Genomic DNA, 18,701 nt, shown 5'->3' with positions numbered 1-18,701 from the left:
GTTTCGGGAAGAGCTTCCCCGGTCATCTTCCCGCGCCATTTCGCCGACCTCTCTTTAACTATCGATGCGGCCGCCTTGCCGCTCCTTCCGGTCGTTCCTCCCTTTTTCCTCCGGCCCTCTGCGGACTATTCCTGCCCGGCCCTTTACCCCGCCGATCCCTCCGACCGAGTCCGCCATATGCCCCGCACCAGCGTTCAAGATGATAAATTGATTTTTTTTATCCGAAATAGTATCCTAATAAACTAACGTAGAGTCTGACTCCCGATGGGAAAAAGCAAGGGAGCGAAGGGGCCGCCCTTCTTGAGCGGCTTATGACACGCTGGCCCCGCTCGCGGCGCATGATGGCGCCGGACGCACAGAATACATTCAAGGATGTTTATGATCCGCACAATCCTCACCTATCCCAACCCCGAACTCAAGAAAAAGTCGGCGCCGGTCACCGTTATCAATGAGTCCCTTCAGCAACTGGTCAAAGACATGGCGGAAACCATGTATGACGCACCCGGGGTCGGACTGGCCGCCCCGCAGGTCGGCGTACACCAGCGAGTTATCGTGATCGATGTTTCCGCCAAGGACGAACCGCCTGAACTGATTGTAGCAATCAACCCCGTCATCGTCCACGCCGAGGGGGAAGCCTACGAAGAAGAGGGCTGCCTTTCCGTTCCCGGATATGCGGCCAATGTCCGCCGCCATGCAAGCGTCGTGGTCAAGGGACTGGATCTGTCGGGGAACGAGAAAAGCTGGCGGGCGGAAGACCTGCTGGCCATTGCCTTCCAGCATGAGATCGACCACCTGGACGGTGTGCTCTTTGTCGATCACCTTTCGCCCCTCAAGCGCGACCTGTTCCAGCGCAAGTTCCGCAAGGCCGCAGAAGAGAAAAGGGGCGAAAAATGACCGGCTGGCGGGTGATTTTCATGGGGACCCCCGAATTCGCGTGCCCCACGCTACAGGTCCTTATCGACCGCGGAGAAGACCTGGTGGCGGTGGTTACCCAACCGGACCGGCCCAAAGGGCGCGGCCAGAAGTTGATGCCGCCCCCGGTCAAGGAGCTGGCCCTGCATCACGGCATCCCGGTGCGCCAACCCCTCAAGGTGCGCGAGCCCGCCTTCATCGAGAGCATCTTGCAGCTCAAACCGGACGTGATCGTGGTGGTGGCTTTCGGGCAGATCCTTCCCAAGGCGCTCCTGGAAATCCCGCCCCATGGCTGCATCAACGTCCATGCCTCACTCCTCCCCCGTTACCGGGGCGCTGCGCCGCTCAACTGGAGCATCGTCAACGGAGAACGGGAAACCGGCGTCACCACCATGCTGATGGACGTTGGCCTGGATACCGGCCCGATGCTGTTAAGCCGCTCCACCCCCATCGATGAGGACGAGAATATCACCTCACTTCACGATCGCATGTCCGTGATGGGCGCACAATTGCTGGCCGAAACCCTGGACGGCCTCCATACCGCCTCCATATCCCCGCGGGAGCAGGACAACGCCCTCTCCTGCTATGCCCCCATGTTGAAGAAGGAGGATGGCCTGATCGACTGGTGCCGCGACGCCCGCGCCATCCACAACCAGGTGCGCGGCCTGAGCGTCTGGCCCGTCGCCTATACTCTCATGGACGGCCAGGCACTCAAGATCTACCGCACGCGGGTTGGAACCGGCAACGGCCAACCGGGTACGGTGCTGCGTGCCGCCAAAGGGACGTTTGAGGTCGCCTGTCTGACGGGAAGCCTGATTATCGAAGAGTTGCAGACGGCAGGAAAAAAACGTTTGGATTCGGCCAGTTTCCTGGCCGGCTGCCCGGTGCTGGAAGGTTCCCGGCTTGGCGGTGAAACCGGCGGCGGAGACAGGCAATAATGACCGGCACAAAAGAGACCAATACCCCTCCCCGCAAACGCCTGTTCATCTCGCTGATGGGTTTTACCTGCCTGATCGTGGTGGGCCTGATCTTTCTCGCCTGGTGGGTTCCCAATCGCGGCCTCGCCAATATCCACCCCCGGCTGCCCCACATCGTCGGCATCGTTGTGGCGGTGCTCTCGGGCGTTGCCATCCTGGGAACCGGCCTGTTGGTGCTGACCACCGCCCTGGGGAAGGACATCTTCTTCACCCGCTTCATGCGCCTGGTGGTCATCAAATTCCTCCTGCCGATGATCGAGCTGGTAGGGCGCGGGCTGGGGCTCGACAAGGACAGTATCCGCCAATCCTTCATTGCCATGAACAACAGCCTGGTCGTCTCGCAGCGCCAGAAGGTCAAGCCCGATCGCATCCTGGTGCTGCTCCCCCACTGCATCCAGTTGTTCGACTGCGAGATCAAGGTCACGGGCGACATAAAGAAGTGCGTGCAATGCGGTCGGTGCGACATCAAGGGTTTGGTGGACATCGGACGAAAGTACCATGTGGACATATCGGTGGCCACCGGGGGCACCCTGGCACGCAAAGTGATCGTGGAGAAGCGCCCGAAACTGGTACTGGCAGTGGCGTGCGAACGCGACCTCACCTCCGGTATCAAGGATTGCTACCCCCTGCCGGTAATCGGCATCCTCAACGATCGCCCTTTCGGCCCCTGTTTCAATACCACCGTCGATACCGCCAAAATCGACGAGGCCCTGAGCCAGGTGATCCTCCCGGAAGAAGCCGCTCCCCCAACCGCCTGACACACAATAATGCGGGCGGAGATATTCCCCGCCCGCATCGTTTTCTACCACCCCTGAATCCGTGACGCCGGAATGCCGCAGTGGCCGGAAGGGCCTGCCCCCCCGGCGCACGTGCCGCAACACGTCACTCGCTCTGCCGTTCCTCCGGCGGGTTGCCGCCATCTTCGCAGGGGCAAAGACTGGGGCCTCCCGGACACACGGAGCCGTGGAGACGTCACGGATTCGGGTTTTCCTCTTCAATCTCCGCCAGCATATCCAGGGCAAAGTTCTTGGCCCTGCCGCCGGGGGCGATGGCGCCGTAGGCGATCGCTTCACGGAGTTCGGCGTCCGTGGCGCCGTAGGACTTCGCGGCCGCGAAGTGTTTCTTCAGTCAGGTGGGACACCCCACGGCGATGGCGCACCCCACGCGGATCAACTCGCGCGTGCGGCCGTCCAACACCTCTTCGTACTCATAATCGAGAAACTTCTTGCGGATGTTCACGGTTACCCCCTCTCAGAGCGCCGACTCCCCAAGAATCCTGGCATAGCAGTCCCGGATTTTGCCGGTTGTCTCTTCGTAATCGCTGATAAGCAAAGCGCCGGGATTTTTCAACGCAGGATCGTACCCCAACCGTCGGGCCAGCTTGTTCATGTAGCTTTTGGATCCGGCCAGATCGTTCACCGAGTAGTCGTGAATGATGCGCAGACGGTTTTCCAATCTGCGCAGGAACGTAAAACCGGAGAGTAACGCCTCCGCGTCGTCGTGCGGCAAAAGCCCCAGGGAGTTGATCTCCTTGAGGACCACGATGGTGCTGGTGGTGCGCAGCTCCGGATAGCCGCAGCCGTACTTGAGTTGCAGATACTGGGCAACGAATTCCACATCGACGATCCCGCCCCGGCCGGTCTTGATATTGTAGCTGCCGCTCTTCTCCCGCGCCAGTTCGTTCTCCATGCGCATCCGCAGCCGGTGGATCTCGCGGCGCCCCTCGTCATCGATGGACGCCCCGTAGACCGTATGGCGAATAACGTCCTGCAGCTGGCCGCCCAGCCCTTCATCCCCCAGTACCACGCGGGCCTTGGTAAGCGCCTGGCGTTCCCAGATCTGGGCCTCCTTGCGGTGATACTCGAGGAACGAATCGAGGGAGGTGACCAGCGGGCCGGCGTTGCCCGACGGCCGCAGGCGGGTGTCGATCTTGTAGACATACCCCTCGCGGGTCTGCATGCTCAGGATCGAGATGATCTTTTGGGCCAGTTTGGCAAAGTATTCATGGTTGGAAACCTGCTTCTCGCCGTTCGTTGCGCCCTGGTGGTCATAGACGAAGATGATGTCCAGGTCGGAATGATAGTTGAGATCGCCTCCACCCAGCTTGCCCATTGCGATCACCGCCAGCGATGCCTCCGCATTCCTGCCCTCGAAACGGTACATCGGGCGCCCGAAGCGCTTCAGGTCCAGAGCAGCCAGGCGATAAGCCGCCCCCAGGCAGGCCTCGCCCAGCACGGTCAACTGGGCGGTCGCCTCTCCCTGGGCCAGCTTGCCGTGGATGTCGTTCAGGCCGATGCGCAGAAACTCCTCGTTGCGGTAACGCCGCAGCAGATCCAATTGCTCCTCGAAGTAGTCGGTTCGCTCCAGCAGGCTGTCCAGTTCCATGGTCATCATATCCCGGGACTTGAGCGTGGAAGCGTAACTCCGGTCCACCATGCTGTCCAGCAACTCCGGATGGCCGATCAGGATCTTGGAAAGGAATTCGGACATACTGAACAGGGACACCAGCAGCTTGAGCGTCTCCCTGTTTTCGGCCAGGAGGGCGTAGTAGGAGGAACGGGTGCCGATGATGGCCAGAAAGCGCTCCAGATTGGCAAGGGCCATATCGGGATCGGGCGACAGGAAGGTCTCCTGTAAAAGCAGCGGGGCGATCTTTTCCAGGATGCGGCGGCCGCGCTCGGTAAGGTTGCCGCTTTCGGGGCCGCGGCGGAGCGATTGCAGGTTTGCGTAGGCGCGTTCCACGTCCTCGAATCGTCGTTCGGCCAGCATGTCCTTGACCAGGTCGGGATCTGCCTTGGTATCGAGAAAAAGGAGCACCCGGGGATCCACATCCTGTTTAAGCTTCTCGTCGCGGGAATGGAACAGATTCCCGTAGATGGCCGAGACATTGCCGCGATGCTCCTCCAGCGTTTCCAGGAACCGCGCCGTACCCGTGGGGCGCAGGAAGCCGCAACGCCGCGCCAGCGCCCCCAGTTCCTCCTCTTTGGCGGGCAGGTTGTGGGTTTGACGTTCCTGAACCACCTGGATGCGATGTTCGACCGTCCGCAGGAAGCGATAGGCCTCGGAGAGCTTGCGATGATCGTCGTCCGAGATCAGGCGTACCGCCAACAGGGCGTCCAGCGCCCGGAGCGAATTGCGTTCCCGCAGGTTGGGGTTCTTTCCGGCGTACACCAGTTGCAGGGCCTGGATGAAAAACTCGATCTCCCGAATCCCTCCCCGCCCCAGCTTGAGGTTTGCCTCCCCTTCCATGGAGCGGGCCAGGGAGGCGTCGATCTTCTGCTTCATATTCTTCATATCCTCGATCAGGTTGTAATCGAGGTATTTCCGGTAGACGAACGGCTGGAGCATCTTCAGCAACCGGTCGCCCAACTCCAGGGAACCGGCCACGGGCCTCGCCTTGAGCATGGCCGTCCGCTCCCACGACTGGCCCCACGATTCGTAGTAGATCTCCGCCGAGCGCACTGAAATCGCCATATCGCCGGATTTGCCCTCCGGCCGCAGTCCCATGTCCACACGGAAGACAAAACCATCCTCGGTAACCAGGGAAAGGGCTTTGCTGATCATCTCCCCCAGCTTGTTGAAAAAACCGTGCAGCGAGATAACGCCCGTCCGTCCTCCGGGATCGACTCCGATCCCGCTGGTCTCGCCCCGGTCCGATTCGTAGAAGTAGATAATGTCGATGTCCGAAGAGAAATTCAGTTCATTCCCCCCCAGTTTACCCATACCGATCACGACCATCTCTGCTTCGCGAAGTCCGTCCTCCCCCTCCGTCAGGGGCACGCCGTATTCCCGGATCAGACAACGGCGGCACACCTCATAGGCCACCTGCAGCGATGCGGACGCCAGGCTGGAAAGCTCGCCGGTCACCTCCTCCAGCGCAGCAAGACCGTTCAAATCGCGGGCGGCAATGCGCAGGATCTCGGCCCGCTTGAAGCAGCGCAACACCCGGAGCAGTTCCGCGAAGTCGGTCGTGTCATCCACCCGGGAACGCAGGGCATCCAACATCTCACCCTCTTTCCGGGCGAGGTCGATGGCATTCTCCAGAAACAGCCAGCGGAATATGGCGGGGGTTTTGAAGATAAGGTTAACCAGGAACGGCGAAGAACCGCACAACAGAATAAACTGCCCCAGACGTTTCCCGCGGTGCGCTATTTCGGCCAGATCTTCGGGGGGGATGGCGCCCGCCAGACGCTCAAAGGCGTTGAGCGCAATGTCGGGCAGGGGGGACAACAGTGAGCCGGCAACAATACGATGCAGCGAGTCAGTAGGGAAATGTGACGCGGTCAGGATAATATTTTCTGCCGAGCGCTCGCCGTGGAGAAAGCCCCGTGACTCCAGGAAAGCGGCCAGTTCCCGCGTACGACCGTCATGGTCGTCCAGTCCCATTATCCGGCTGAATTCCCGGAAGAATCGTTCCCCTGGCATGGGTCAGATACCTGCGGCCTTCCTGAGCCCGAAGAGGTAGTCGCCGCTGACAATCCCCTTTTCGGTGATGATGGCGGTAATATAACGGGCCGGCGTGACGTCGAAGGCCGGGTTGCGGACGCTGATCCCCGTGGGGGCGATGGCGATCCCTTTGATATGGGTCACTTCACCCGCGTGGCGCTCCTCGATGGGGATCTGGCTGCCGTCGCTCAGGGAGAGGTCCAGGGTCGAGACCGGCGCGGCCACATAGAAAGGGATATTGTTCTCCTTGGCCAGCACGGCCACCGAATAGGTGCCGATCTTGTTGGCCGTATCGCCGTTGGCGGCGATACGGTCCGCCCCAACCACGCAGCAGGTTATCTCGCCGCGGTTCATAAAAAAACCGGCCATATTGTCGGAGATCAGGGTGGCGGGGATTCCCTCCTTGACCAGTTCCCAGGCAGTCAGGCGAGCCCCTTGCAGCCAGGGGCGGGTTTCGTCGGCAAAGACCTTGATTCCCTTGCCCGCTTCGTGGGCTGCGCGGATCACCCCCAGGGCGGTGCCGTAGCCGGCGGTGGCCAGGCCACCGGCGTTGCAGTGGGTCAGGATCGTGGCCCCCTGAGGGATCAGGGTGGCCCCCCATTTGCCGATGTTGCGGCAGATAGTCAAATCCTCCTCTTCGATACGGATGGCCTCTTTTTTGAGTGCCTCCCGGATCTGATCGAGCGTCTTGCCGCGGTTGGCCTCCGCCACTCGCTTCATCCGATCAATGGCCCAGAACAGGTTGACCGCAGTGGGGCGGGTGCGGGCCATGACCTCGCAGACATTCTCCAACTGGCGGAAAAACGACTCCTGGGTATCGGCGATGATCTCCCGCGCCCCCAGAGCAACCCCCATGGCCGCCGCAACTCCGATGGCCGGCGCTCCCCGGACGATCATACCTTTGATGGCCTCGGCCACGGACTTAAAATCCTCGTAGGTATTGTAGACCTCTTCTCCCGGCAAACGGGTCTGGTCGATCATGATCACGGTGTTGTCGCGCCACTCGATGGTGCGGAAGGACATGCAAAGCTCCTTGTACGGGGTTATAAAGGCAGTTTACCATCAGACTGTTGAAAAACTCAGGTTGTTCAAAAATAGTCAGATCGTCGCATCCACAGTATAATCGCCTCCGGCGATTATCGGTGACGAAGCGCAGCGGAGTTCATCCCGCAGGGACAGAACCGGAAGGGTTCTGCTAAAGGCCCTGCGGAGGCGTAGCAGCGCTACGCCGCACAATTTCACTTGTGAAATTGGACCGCGAAGGCGCCCGAAGGGTGAGGCCAAAGGCCTCAGTCACAAAAGGGGCTTCGAGGACGAAGGCCTGATGACTGTTTTTCAACAACCTCGTTTACTATATGTATCACGGAGGCCGGACTCAGGCAATCATTTCAACCGGGGAGAGCCCCCTTTTTCCTTGCCGCCCACCGGCAGCGCTGCTAAACTTACAACAGTGATTGCCGACGGCACACTGTCCGCAGGAAAGAAGTTTATAGCCAAATGCACAAGTATTTCAGCGACGACGCATTGCTTCTGATGCGCCACGAGATTGAGGCAGCCGCCGGCAACGAGGTCTTTTTCATCGGCCGGGCCAATATTGACGGCATTGTTTTCGAGACAGAGGCCATTGCCCGCGGCAGCAAGCAGGCCGTGCCCGCCATCCTCACCCGCGCGGCCTGCGGCGACGTGGTCATCCACAACCACCCCTCCGGTGATCTGACCCCTTCCGGGGCGGACATGGACATCGCCTCGGTGGCCGGCAACCAGGGGATCGGCTTCGCGATCATCGATAACGGCTGTACCCGCTGTTACCAGGTGGTGTCCCCTTTTACCGAAAAAAAGGGGGAACTGCTCTCCCTGGACGAGATTGCCCGGGTCTTCGCGCCGGACGGGATGATGGCCCACCTCAAGGGGTACGAGCAGCGCGACGAGCAGGTGCGAATGGCCTTTGCCGTGGCAGAGGCATTCAACCACGACCGGGTAGCCCTGGTCGAGGCCGGCACCGGTACCGGCAAATCCCTGGCGTACCTGGTGCCGGCGATCCTCTGGGCGGTACGCAACAACCAACGGGTGGTGGTTTCCACCAATACCATCAACCTCCAGGAACAGTTGATCCGCAAGGACCTCCCTTTTCTGGCGCGCAACTCCTCGCTGGAATTCAAGGCCGTGCTGGTCAAGGGGCGCGGCAACTACGTCTGCCTGCGTAAACTGGAAAACGCCGAGGCCGAGCCATCCCTGTTCCCGGACGAGGCGGCGGCGGAGTTGACCGCCATCATCGAATGGAGCCGCGGCACCCAGGACGGCTGCCGTAGCGACCTGGCCCTAACCCCGCGGGAAGGCACCTGGGAGGAAGTCTGCTGCGAAGCGGACCAATGCAGCCGCTCCCGCTGCAAGCATTTCAACCGTTGTTTCTTCTACCGGGCCCGGCGCGAGGCCTCGGCCGCCAAGGTGCTGGTGGTCAACCACGCCCTGCTGCTTTCGGACATCGTGCTGCGCAAGGAGACCGGCTACGACGCCACCGCCATCCTGCCCCCCTTCACCCGCCTGATCTTCGACGAGGGGCACCACCTGGAGGATGTGGCCACCAGTCACCTCTCCCTGGTCATCTCCCGCGGCGGCATCCTGCGCCAGTTGCATCGGCTGGTCCCCCAGAAAGCCAGCCGCAGCGGTCTCCTGACGATCATCTCCGCCCGTCTGGCCCGGGATCTGCCGGACACCATGGAGGCGCTCTATACCGAGCTGTCGGCCCTGCTTGAAAGCCACCTGCTTCCCAAGGCCCACGATTTGGCCGGCCTGACCGAGCAGAGCATGGATTGGCTGGCCCTGACCGTTGAGCGGGAGACGGGGGGCGAGGCAGGGCGGGAGCGCAAACTGCGGATCACGCAGGCGGTGGAACAGGGCGCGTTCTGGCAGGAATGCCGCCAGCGGACCCATGCCCTGTCCGATGCGCTGAACGACTACACCTCGGCCCTGCGCAGTTTGCTGCGCCGGTGCGAGGATCTGCCGGACAAACTGCGGGAGAAGCTGGCCGACCAGTTGCTGGATGCCGGCGGTATCGAAGGGCGCCTCCAGGCAATGGCCGACGACCTCCTGTTCTTCATCTCCGATGCCGAAGGCTACTGCCGCTGGATCGAATCCCGCTCCGGCCACCGGGGCGTGCAGGCTAGGCTCTGTGCTGCGCCCCTGGACGTCTCGGGCCAGGTAAAGGAAACGATTCTGGACCGGATCAAGACCATCATCGTCACCTCGGCCACCCTGACCGTGGGGGGAGATTTCGGCTACCTGAAAAAACGCACCGGCTTCGGCCTTCTGAAGCCTGAACGCCTGAAGGAACTGCGCCTGGCCTCCCCCTTCGACTACGCCTCCCAGGTCTTCGCCGGCATCCCCGAGGACATGCCCGAACCGACCGCGCCCGGCTTTCGCCAGGCGCTGGAGGAACGCATCCTGCGGGCCGTGACCATCGCGAAAGGAGGTGCCTTCATCCTGTTCACCTCCTACGATCTGCTCAACCGCGTCCATGGCGCGCTGGCGCCGGAGTTGGCCAGGCAGGGGCTGGTGGCCCTCAGGCAGGGGGAAACCGGGCGCCATGCCCTGCTCTCCCGCTTTCGCAAGGAAAACAACGCCGTGTTGTTCGGCACCGATTCGTTTTGGGAAGGGGTGGACGTTAAGGGGGACGCGCTCAGATTGGTGATCATCGCCCGGCTCCCCTTCCAGGTACCGACCGAGCCGGTACAGCAGGCCCGCACCGAACAGATCCAGGCTGCCGGCGGCGATCCTTTCCGCGAGTTCTCCGTGCCCCAGGCGGTAATAAAATTCCGCCAGGGTTTTGGCCGCCTGATCCGCAGCAGGGATGACCACGGCGCGGTGTTGATCCTCGACCGCCGGGTAACCACCAAGAACTACGGCAGGATCTTTCTGCGCTCCCTGCCCGATACGGCGCTGGTGACGGGAAATTCGGAGGAAGTATTCGGGAGAATGGAAGCGTTCTTTGACGGGCTTCCTTCGTAAGGCCTTAGCAGGCTGTTGAAAAACCACGGTTGTTCAAAAATAATCAGATCGCCGTACAAGGGGGCTTTCGAGGATGGCGGCGTATAATTATGCGTGAGCATAATTATCGGTGACGGAGCGATAGCGTAGTCATCCCGTTCAGCGGGACGCCGATAGGCGCTAAGATGGCTGTTTTTCAACAGCCTCTTAGAGGCCTTGCTTCATCCGCTTCCTGACGCTGAAGTTGAAGCACTGGAAATAGGAGAGACAGGCAAAGAGGAACGAGAACAGGACACTGGAAAGCACCAATGGTGCTCCCTGGGCCTTTGCCTGGTCAGGCGCCAGGGCGACAAAGATGATAAAAAAAGCGACGGCGCAGAATTTCCACAGGTCGCCCAACAGGCGTTTTTTGCGCAAGGCGGCCAACTGGTCGATGGACAGTCCGGGGACACTCCCTTCGATCTCGAGCCCGGCGTCCCGCCAGGCGAGCCGATACACCGGATAGATGAGGATCACCTGGACCACGATGGCGGCAATGATGCCGGTTACGAATTGATCCGGCCGGCCACGCAGGGCGAACAACCTCTGAAAATTGAACGCCATATACGCCAGCAGGGCAATCAACAGGGCCTGGACGACGCGGTAAATCATCATGGTGCGGTTAATCCGTTTGGCATCAGGATTGGGCATGGATTTATTCTCCGCAATGCTATTAATGAATTGCGTTGGCGGCGCCCTGAGTTTATAACAGAATAACACGGTTATACGCAAGCCTTCATAAGGAGCTGTAGATGATGGCACCATTATTCAGAACGGTCATGATCGCGACCCTCTGGCTGACCGTCCTTCCCTTCGCCGCCTCGGCCGAGGAACCGATCAGAGCGGTCGGCACGGTATCGCCTTTGAGTGACATTGTCCGTAAGATCGGTGGGCGACATGTAGCGGTATCGACAGTCCTTGCTCCGGGGGCGTACCCCTCGGAATACGTTTTTCGCGAAAGCTATCTGGCCAAGATGAGGGGCACGGAGCTGGTTATCCGTATCGGAGAGGGTGGCGACCCCTGGAGTGACCGTCTCATTGCGGCGGCCGGTGCAAACGTATCGGTCATCAATGCCGCCCGCCAGGAGGATCTTGCCGTTGCGAACCGTTTTGCCGGTCCGCGCGAACCGGCCGGCTCATCCATCCCGCAACTCTATGTCTGGCTGGACCCCCGGATCGTACGCGACCGCATCGCACCCGCGGTATTGCAGGCGCTTTCCGAACTGCGCCCCATCCGGGCGGCGGATTTCAGGCGCAACTTCCGCCGCCTCTTTTTTGAACTCTCGAAGATGGATAACGAGACCGGCGCCCTGCTGGCGCAGATGCCTCCCAAGCCGTTCATGGCCCAAACAGGGGCCTGGAACTTCCTCTTCAACCGCTACGGCCTGGTGCCCGTAGAGGTGATCGTACCCGATGAAAAGACGGAGATCAGCGCCGAAAGGATGTCGAGGATGATCGCCAGGGGCAGGCTTGCCGGAGTCCACCTCATTTTCCGCAACCACCGCCCTCCCAGCCGGCCGCTCACGCAGATCGCCAAGAGGATCGACGCCACCATTGTGCCGCTGGGGGTGATGGGAAATGAGCACGCGGGCATAATGAACGGCAACTACCTTGAGATGATGCAGATAAATATAAGAAAACTGCTCATGGCGTTTCACTGACATGCGACTGCTCCGGCGTTTATTCAATCCGGTCATGGCCTTGATCGCCGTCCAGGTGGTCTGGATCACCCTGGTGGTCTGCTGGATCTACTGGTTCATCGGCAAACATCGCGAGTTCCGCAACCTGGCGGAGAAGTATCGGCCGGAGCTGCTGGGCCAGGGGTACAACTGGCCGGTCATGGTCGAAGGACTGGTCATGCTGGTGGCCATCCTGGTCGGCGTGTACGTCATCTTTCACTACTGGAACCGCCAGTCGAACCTGTACGCCCAACAACGCAACATCATCTCCCAGGTTACCCATGAACTGAAATCTCCCCTGGCATCCATCCAGCTCCACCTGGAAACCATCCGCCTGCGGCGGCCGCCGGAAGAGAGGCTGGACAACTTCGTGGGCACCATGCTGGCCGATACGGAGCGACTGCACTACCTGATCAATAACCTGCTCATGGCGGCGCGCCTGGATCAGCGCCGCAAACCGCCCGAGCGGCGTCTGACCGACGTTTCGGCGCTGCTGGAGGAGCAGGTGGAACGGGAACGGAGCAGGCTCCCCCAGGGTGGGAACATCTCCCTGGAGTCGGAAGCGGGGCTCAAGGCATCCATCGATCCGGAAGAGATGGGCATGGTGCTGCGCAACCTCTTTGAAAACGCCGAACTCTATTCGCCGGAAAGTCCCGATATCTCCGTGACCCTGGCCAGGTCGGGGACGCAGCTCGTCCTCTCGGTCAAGGACTGCGGGCGCGGCCTGGAAAAGAAGGAGTTGAAAAAGGTCTTCGAGATGTTCTACCGCGTCCGACAGGCAGGCGAACATGTTCGGGGGACCGGGCTGGGGCTGTATATCGTCCAGTCGGTCGTCAAGGGATACGGCGGAACGGTTGCGGTAACAAGCGCAGGACTTGGCAAAGGCAGCACCTTTACCATCAAAATCCCCGCTGCTTGAGGTTAATCGTATGATGACACACGACAAACCCCACATCATGCTTGTCGAGGACGAGATCCATCTGGCGCGTGGCATCTGTTTCAACCTTGAGGAGGAGGGCTGCCGCGTCAGCCATTTCGACTCGGGTGAAAAGGCGCTGGTCACCCTGGAGGTGGAACATTTCGACCTGATCATCCTGGACGTCATGCTACCCGGCATGGACGGTTTTCAGGTCTGCCGCGCCGTGCGCAAACTGGACCCGCGCGTGCCGATTCTCATGCTGACCGCTCGCTCCGAGGATAGCGACCGGGTGGAAGGCCTGGAGAACGGGGCCGACGACTACCTTACCAAACCGTTCAACCTGGTGGAATTTCTGTTGCGGGTCAAGGGGATGCTGCGTCGCTCCTCCTGGTACCGGCCCGAGCCGGTCGAGGAGGGATACCGTTTCGGCGACAACGAGGTATTTCTGCTCTCCTACCGCGCCCGCACCGCCCAGGGGGAGATCGACCTGACCGAGATGGAGGTGCGCGTCCTTGCGCTCTTTTTCCAGAAGGAAGGCGAGATCATCCCGCGGGGCGAGCTGCTCCAATCGGTATGGGGCTACACCAGCGACACCGAAACCAGAACCCTGGACAACTTCATCGTCCGCCTGCGCAGGTACTTCGAGCCCGATCCCGGCAAACCGGTCCATTTCCAGACCGTGCGCGGGGTGGGGTATCGCTTCAACCGGCAAGCATAGCACCCCTTTCCCCGTCCCCCCTTACGGGACTGAATCCTGGCAGACTGTTGGAAAACTCAGGTTGTTCAAAAATAGCCAGATCGCCGCACCCGCAGAATACCCTGCGGAGGCGTAGCAGCGCTACGCCGCACAAAAGAGGCTTCGAGGACGGCGACGAGATGGCTGTTTTTCAACAACCTCCTGAAGGAACATCCCATGAAACACCTCATCCTCGGCACCGCCGGACATATCGACCATGGCAAGACCTCGCTGGTCAAGGCCCTGACCGGCATCGACACCGACCGTCTCAAAGAGGAGAAGGCCCGCGGCATCACCATTGAGCTGGGGTTCGCCCATCTTGAGCTGCCGGGCGGCATCGTCTTCGGTATTGTGGACGTACCGGGCCACGAAAAATTCGTGCGCGCCATGGTGGCCGGCGTAGGAGGCATGGACCTGGTCATGCTGGTGATCGCCGCCGACGAGGGGATCATGCCTCAAACCCGGGAACATCTGGATATCCTGAGGCTTCTGGGGGTGAAGAGCGGCCTGGTCGCCCTGACCAAGCGGGACATGGTCGACCCGGACTGGCTGGCCCTGGTGACCGAGGAGGTGCGGGAATTCACGACCGGCAGTTTTCTGGAAAATGCGCCGATCATGCCGGTGTCCGCCCGTACCGGTGAGGGGTTGGATGCGCTGAGGGCCGAACTGGCCAGGCTGGCTGAGCAGAGTGCGGAGAAACGGCGGGAAGGATATTTCCGCCTGCCGGTGGACAGGGTTTTCACCATGGCCGGTTTCGGCACGGTGGTGACCGGCACCCTGCTCTCGGGCGAGATCAAGGTGGGCGACGAACTGGAACTGCTCCCCTCGGGCCGTGAAGGACGGGTGCGCGGCATCCAGGCCCACGGCAGCAAGGTGGAGACCGGAATGGCCGGGCAGCGCCTGGCGGTAAACGTGCAAGGCGTGGACCTGGACCAGGTGCACCGCGGCAACGTGCTCGTGCCGCGGGGGGTATTCCGGGCCACCCGGACCGTGGATGCGCGCCTGGACCACCTGGCCTCCGCGCCCCGCGAGTTGAAACATCGCGCCACCCTGCGGCTCCACTCCGCCACCTATGAGGTGCCGGCCCAGGTGATCCTGCTGGACCGGGATACGCTACAGCCGGGAGAGAGCGCATTCGTGCAGTTGCGCCTGAAGGAACCGGCCCTGCTCTTGCCGGGCGACAGTTACATCCTGCGGGTCGCCTCCCCCGCCACCACGATCGGCGGCGGCGTGGTGCTGGACCCCTTCCCCCCCCGCCGGCGCCGGCGCAGCGAAGATGCGCTCCAGTTATTGGAATTGATGGGCGGCGACGAGCACCAGCGCATCTGCGCCCTGCTCGTCGGCCAAGGCCTGCTCTCCGGGATTACCTTCGAGGAAACCCTGCTCCGTTCCGGCCTCCCGCGCAAAGCGGTCGAAACGGCCCTGGCCGGACTGCTCTCCGGCGGGGAGATCGTTCAAATGGTCCGGGAGCCGCGCATCTTCCTGTCGAGAGAGTCGTTTGCAACCTTGAAGACCGGCCTGCTGGGCGAGGTTACCGCTTTTCTGGCAGCCAATCCCCTCAAGGAGGGCATGGGCAAGGAAGAACTCAAAACGCGGCTGCCCAAGCGGAGCGACCAGCGCTTCTTCACCCCCTTGCTGTCGGCCATGGAGCGGGACGGTTCCCTGGTCGCCGAACGTGACATCGTCAAACCCGCCGGGCGGGTTGTGCAGAGTTCCGCCTCCGGCGACAGCCTGGCGGGCAAGATAGCCGCCTTCCTGGGGGAGAAGGGCAACGAGCCGCCGACGATCAAGGAGATCATGGAGCGCTTCCGCTGCGACGAAAAGGCCGTCCGCGACAATCTGGCGCTTTTGGTCAGGAAGGGGGAGGCGGTGCGCATCTCCAGCGATCTGTTCTACGCCGCCCCGGCCCTGGACGGCCTGCGGGAGAAACTGGTGGCCCTCATCCGGGCGAAAGGGGAGATCACCCCGCCCGAATATCGGGAACAGACCGGCCTGTCGCGCAAGTTCCTCATCCCGCTCCTGGAATACTTCGACAGCGAGAAACTCACCATCCGGGTGGGGGACAAACGGGTACTGCGGAAGAGGTAGGGTATCCCCTCAGCTTTCCCCTCACCCGGCCTTCGGCCACCCTCTCCCGGTGGGCGAGGGGAAAAATCTGCTCCCTTCTCCCTCAGGGAGAAGGTGCCCCGGAGGGGCGGATGAGGGGGCTTACGCCCTCCGCACCTCCACCGCCACGTCGTACAACGTGCTCCCTCTCCCGCCGTCGGTCAGGCGTTGAGACGTCAGGGCGTTTACGCCGCGCTCGCCGGGGCAAAACTCCCGCCACCAGACCCCTTCCGTGACCACCGTCCCCGCCGGGACCCGCTCCGTGACCTTCAGGGTAAAGGCCACCTCGCCAAGGCCGTTATGGGCCGTCACTGCCTGGCCATCAGCCAGAGACCGCCCGGCCGCATCCTGCGGGTGCATCATCAGCGTCATGCCCCCCTGTTTCTCCCGCAAATCTTCCTGCTCGTAAAAACTGGAATTGAGGGCAAATGGGGTGGTTGCCGACTGCAGGCGCAGGGGCAGGTGGTCACCGGCGGCATGGGTGGGAAGCAGGCGCGGCAACGGCTCCGGCTCCCGGGAGTTCAAGATCTCGATCCTGCCGGAGGGGGTCTTCCAGTCGCCCTTGGGGCTCGAGGGGGGCGTCAGCAGCACCGGTTCCCCCTCCCGCAGGCGTCGGGTCGTCTCCCTGTCCCGCCAGGGGGTGTCGAAATCCAACAACTGTTCCACCAAGTCGTCGGCCGACTGCCTGAAAAAGGGTTCGTCCCATCCCATACCGGCGGCCAGAAGCGAAAACACCTCCCAGTTGGATTTGGCCTCACCCACCGGCGGCAGGGCCGCCCTGCTGCGCTGGCTGTGGTAGCCGCCATAGCAGCGGAACAGGTCGGACTGCTCCAGGGACGAGGTGGCAGGCAGGACGATGTCGGCATAGCGGGCCGTATCGGTCAGGAAACGCTCGTGCACCACGGTGAACAGGTCGTTGCGCTCAAGCCCCCTGATGACGGCGTTCTGGTCCGGCGTCACGGCGGCCGGATTGGAGTGATAGACGTACAGGGACATGACGGGCGGGTCGTCCAGTTCGGTCAGCGCGGCCCCCAGTTGGTTCATGCTCACCAGGCGCGCCGGCCGCTCCAAAAAATCCTCCCGCGTGACCCGGTGCAGAGGGAAAGCGCCCCCGGTGGAGGTGCCGGGGAACACGCCGCCGCCGGGGCGCTGCCACGCCCCGCTGAGCGCGGGCAGGCAGGCGATGGTGCGGACGGTCATGGCACCGTTGCCGTAACGGGTCAGGCCGCTCCCCAGGCGGACGAAGGGGGCCTTTGCGGCCGCAAACTCCCGCGCCAGGCGTTCGATGACACAGGCCTGCAGGCCGCAGGCCTCCGACATGCGCTCCGGGGCGCAATCAGGCAGCACCTTTTCGGCAAACTCCTCGAAGCCTGTCACGTTGTCCCGGATAAAAGGCCGGTCCGTCAGGCCGTCGCGGACCATGACGTGCATCATCCCCAGGGCCAGGGCGCCGTCGCCGCCGGGGCGCACGATGAAGGCCTCGTCCGCCGCCTCGCAGGTCGGTGTGCGGTAGGTGTCGATGACCCACAGACGAGCGCCGCGCCGACGGGCGGCCTGGGCGTCCCGCATGGCGTGGATACTGGTGGCGGCGGCATTTATCCCCCACAGGATAACCAGGTCGCTCTGCTCCATCTCTCCGGGCTCCATGGCCGGGGTGTCCCCCATGACCGCCTTCCACCCCGCATCCTTGGCCGGAGAGCAGATGGTCCGTTCCAGGCGCGAGGCCCCCAGTTTATGGAAAAAAGGATGCCCGCTGTTCCTCTGCACCAGTCCCATGGTCCCGGCGTAGGAATAGGGGAGGACGCATTCTCCTCCGTAGCTGGCGATCAGCCCTTTCCAGCAGGAGCAGATGCGTTCGATCGCCTCGGCCCATGATACCGGTTCGAAACAGCCCTTCCCCTTGGGACCGGTACGCATCAACGGCGTCGTCAGACGGCGCGGCGAGTGGACGGTGCGCTCGTAGTGATTCATCTTGGGGCAGAGCACGCCACGGGTCATGGGGTGATCGGGATCGCCGCTAACGCGCACGGCGCGGCCCTCCTCCACCTCAACCAGCAAGCCGCAGGCGTCGGGGCAGTCGTAGGGACAGACGGAACGAACAATATTGGGGCTCATGGAGATTTTCCTTCCAGATGTGCGGGATAACATATTATACTCGGTTTCGATCCATTGTGTAGACCCTAAGAACTACTTTGACCAGGTATTGCGCCTGGATTTCGGGTAGATTTGGCGGGCCTGATTGAACAAAACCGCAGGCGTAGCAGCGCTACGTCGAGGATTTTGTGATTGAGGGGCCGCCAAAGATGCCCGGAAGGCAGGATGCAAGACCAAGGGGGTTATATGACGCCGCAGCCTGAAATACTGCACTACGCCGTATCCGTTGTCGGCAAAGACCGTACCGGCATCGTGTCCGGCATTGCCGAAGCGCTCTTCCGCCTGGGCTGCAATATCGCCGACTCCAGTTGCACCATGTTGGGCGGCGAGTTTGCCGTGATCCTGATCGTCTCCCATGGCAGGCCGTTCAGCAAAAGCCGCCTCCATGACGAGTTGAAACCGGTCTGCGACGGGCTCGGCATGTCCCTGGCCGTACGCACCCTGCAGGCCGACGAGATCGCCCGTCTGGAACCCCCGGGGGAGATTTGCCTTGTCTCCGTCTACGGAGCCGACCAGCCGGGCATTGTTTACCGCGTGACCCAGGAACTGGCGGAGCGGGGCGTTAATATCACCGATCTGAACACCAAACTGATCGGCACGGCCGAAGAGCCGGTCTACGTGATGATGCTGGAAGTGGCCCTGCCGGAAGGCCAGACCCCCGAAGAGCTTGAAGCGTTGCTGGGAAACCTGAAAAAGGAGTTGAACGTGGAAATCGGCGTGCGGGTGGTTACGCCGGTAGCCCTCTGACA

At 61.9% G+C, this 18,701-nt stretch carries 14 protein-coding genes; 9 read left to right on the top strand and 5 right to left on the bottom strand.

Annotated elements, in window-relative coordinates; all coding sequences use genetic code 11:
- Positions 1-378: 378 nt before the first annotated feature.
- The 3 genes from def to LDN12_RS02095 are packed head-to-tail and all read left to right on the top strand — an operon-like array spanning position 379 to position 2,647.
- On the top strand, positions 379-894 hold the full coding sequence (gene def / locus LDN12_RS02105; protein WP_223921042.1) for a peptide deformylase: 516 nt from the start codon (positions 379-381) through the stop codon (positions 892-894).
- Complete coding sequence (fmt, locus tag LDN12_RS02100) at positions 891-1,850, top strand: methionyl-tRNA formyltransferase (protein ID WP_223921041.1); 960 nt, start codon at positions 891-893, stop codon at positions 1,848-1,850. Before def ends, fmt begins: the two co-directional genes overlap by 4 nt.
- On the top strand, positions 1,850-2,647 hold the full coding sequence (locus LDN12_RS02095; protein WP_223921040.1) for a DUF116 domain-containing protein: 798 nt from the start codon (positions 1,850-1,852) through the stop codon (positions 2,645-2,647). The genes fmt and LDN12_RS02095 overlap by 1 nt, the downstream gene beginning before the upstream one ends.
- A 214-nt stretch (positions 2,648-2,861) precedes the next feature.
- Here LDN12_RS02095 and LDN12_RS17835 read toward each other — a convergent pair whose 3' ends face one another.
- The 3 genes from LDN12_RS17835 to mtnA are packed head-to-tail and all read right to left on the bottom strand — an operon-like array spanning position 2,862 to position 7,358.
- Positions 2,862-3,128, bottom strand: coding sequence for a GSU3128 family (seleno)protein (locus LDN12_RS17835; RefSeq protein WP_274382180.1), 267 nt, complete (start codon positions 3,126-3,128; stop codon positions 2,862-2,864).
- Positions 3,129-3,140: 12 nt separating this feature from the next.
- A complete protein-coding gene (glnE, locus tag LDN12_RS02090) occupies positions 3,141-6,314 on the bottom strand; it encodes a bifunctional [glutamate--ammonia ligase]-adenylyl-L-tyrosine phosphorylase/[glutamate--ammonia-ligase] adenylyltransferase (protein ID WP_223921039.1) in 3,174 nt (1,057 codons plus the stop codon).
- Positions 6,315-6,317: 3 nt separating this feature from the next.
- A complete protein-coding gene (mtnA, locus tag LDN12_RS02085) occupies positions 6,318-7,358 on the bottom strand; it encodes an S-methyl-5-thioribose-1-phosphate isomerase (RefSeq protein ID WP_223921038.1) in 1,041 nt (346 codons plus the stop codon).
- Positions 7,359-7,832: 474 nt separating this feature from the next.
- Here mtnA and LDN12_RS02080 point away from each other — a divergent pair, with 474 nt between their 5' ends.
- On the top strand, positions 7,833-10,340 hold the full coding sequence (locus LDN12_RS02080; protein ID WP_223921037.1) for a helicase C-terminal domain-containing protein: 2,508 nt from the start codon (positions 7,833-7,835) through the stop codon (positions 10,338-10,340).
- Between the two features lie 186 nt (positions 10,341-10,526).
- Here the strand turns inward: LDN12_RS02080 and LDN12_RS02075 are convergent, their stop codons facing one another.
- Complete coding sequence (locus LDN12_RS02075) at positions 10,527-11,009, bottom strand: hypothetical protein (protein ID WP_223921036.1); 483 nt, start codon at positions 11,007-11,009, stop codon at positions 10,527-10,529.
- Positions 11,010-11,110: 101 nt separating this feature from the next.
- On the opposite strand from LDN12_RS02075, the gene LDN12_RS02070 reads away from it, so the two are divergent.
- From LDN12_RS02070 to selB, 4 genes are all read left to right on the top strand, one after another.
- The gene (locus tag LDN12_RS02070) at positions 11,111-12,019 is read left to right on the top strand and encodes a metal ABC transporter substrate-binding protein (RefSeq protein ID WP_223921035.1); all 909 of its coding nucleotides are present in this window, start codon (positions 11,111-11,113) and stop codon (positions 12,017-12,019) included.
- A gap of 1 nt (position 12,020) precedes the next feature.
- The gene (locus tag LDN12_RS02065; protein ID WP_223921034.1) at positions 12,021-12,956 is read left to right on the top strand and encodes a sensor histidine kinase KdpD; all 936 of its coding nucleotides are present in this window, start codon (positions 12,021-12,023) and stop codon (positions 12,954-12,956) included.
- Positions 12,957-12,969: 13 nt separating this feature from the next.
- Complete coding sequence (locus LDN12_RS02060; protein WP_223924007.1) at positions 12,970-13,674, top strand: response regulator transcription factor; 705 nt, start codon at positions 12,970-12,972, stop codon at positions 13,672-13,674.
- A 195-nt stretch (positions 13,675-13,869) separates the two neighbouring features.
- Complete coding sequence (gene selB, locus LDN12_RS02055) at positions 13,870-15,780, top strand: selenocysteine-specific translation elongation factor (protein ID WP_223921033.1); 1,911 nt, start codon at positions 13,870-13,872, stop codon at positions 15,778-15,780.
- Between the two features lie 120 nt (positions 15,781-15,900).
- Here the strand turns inward: selB and LDN12_RS02050 are convergent, their stop codons facing one another.
- A complete protein-coding gene (locus LDN12_RS02050; RefSeq protein WP_223921032.1) occupies positions 15,901-17,913 on the bottom strand; it encodes a molybdopterin oxidoreductase family protein in 2,013 nt (670 codons plus the stop codon).
- 225 nt (positions 17,914-18,138) lie between these two features.
- Here LDN12_RS02050 and LDN12_RS02045 point away from each other — a divergent pair, with 225 nt between their 5' ends.
- Positions 18,139-18,699: a glycine cleavage system protein R gene (locus LDN12_RS02045; protein WP_223921031.1), complete on the top strand. Its 561-nt coding sequence runs from the start codon at positions 18,139-18,141 to the stop codon at positions 18,697-18,699.
- Positions 18,700-18,701: the final 2 nt, after the last annotated feature.

The organism is Geobacter sp. AOG2 (genome assembly GCF_019972295.1).
Lineage (GTDB): Bacteria > Desulfobacterota > Desulfuromonadia > Geobacterales > Pseudopelobacteraceae > Oryzomonas.
Note: the sequence above shows the minus strand (reverse complement) of the source record. Positions and strands in the feature narration are given on the sequence as shown.

Bases quoted from the DNA above. Each gene is read 5' to 3' on its own strand.
- mtnA (WP_223921038.1), bottom strand. From the start codon at position 7,358: ATGTCCTTCCGCACCATCGAGTGGCGCGACAACACCGTGATCATGATC.
- def (WP_223921042.1), top strand. From the start codon at position 379: ATGATCCGCACAATCCTCACCTATCCCAACCCCGAACTCAAGAAAAAG.
- LDN12_RS02070 (WP_223921035.1), top strand. From the start codon at position 11,111: ATGATGGCACCATTATTCAGAACGGTCATGATCGCGACCCTCTGGCTG.
- LDN12_RS02095 (WP_223921040.1), top strand. From the start codon at position 1,850: ATGACCGGCACAAAAGAGACCAATACCCCTCCCCGCAAACGCCTGTTC.
- LDN12_RS02060 (WP_223924007.1), top strand. From the start codon at position 12,970: ATGACACACGACAAACCCCACATCATGCTTGTCGAGGACGAGATCCAT.
- glnE (WP_223921039.1), bottom strand. From the start codon at position 6,314: ATGCCAGGGGAACGATTCTTCCGGGAATTCAGCCGGATAATGGGACTG.
- LDN12_RS02065 (WP_223921034.1), top strand. From the start codon at position 12,021: ATGCGACTGCTCCGGCGTTTATTCAATCCGGTCATGGCCTTGATCGCC.
- LDN12_RS02075 (WP_223921036.1), bottom strand. From the start codon at position 11,009: ATGCCCAATCCTGATGCCAAACGGATTAACCGCACCATGATGATTTAC.
- LDN12_RS02080 (WP_223921037.1), top strand. From the start codon at position 7,833: ATGCACAAGTATTTCAGCGACGACGCATTGCTTCTGATGCGCCACGAG.
- fmt (WP_223921041.1), top strand. From the start codon at position 891: ATGACCGGCTGGCGGGTGATTTTCATGGGGACCCCCGAATTCGCGTGC.
- selB (WP_223921033.1), top strand. From the start codon at position 13,870: ATGAAACACCTCATCCTCGGCACCGCCGGACATATCGACCATGGCAAG.
- LDN12_RS02045 (WP_223921031.1), top strand. From the start codon at position 18,139: ATGACGCCGCAGCCTGAAATACTGCACTACGCCGTATCCGTTGTCGGC.
- LDN12_RS02050 (WP_223921032.1), bottom strand. From the start codon at position 17,913: ATGAGCCCCAATATTGTTCGTTCCGTCTGTCCCTACGACTGCCCCGAC.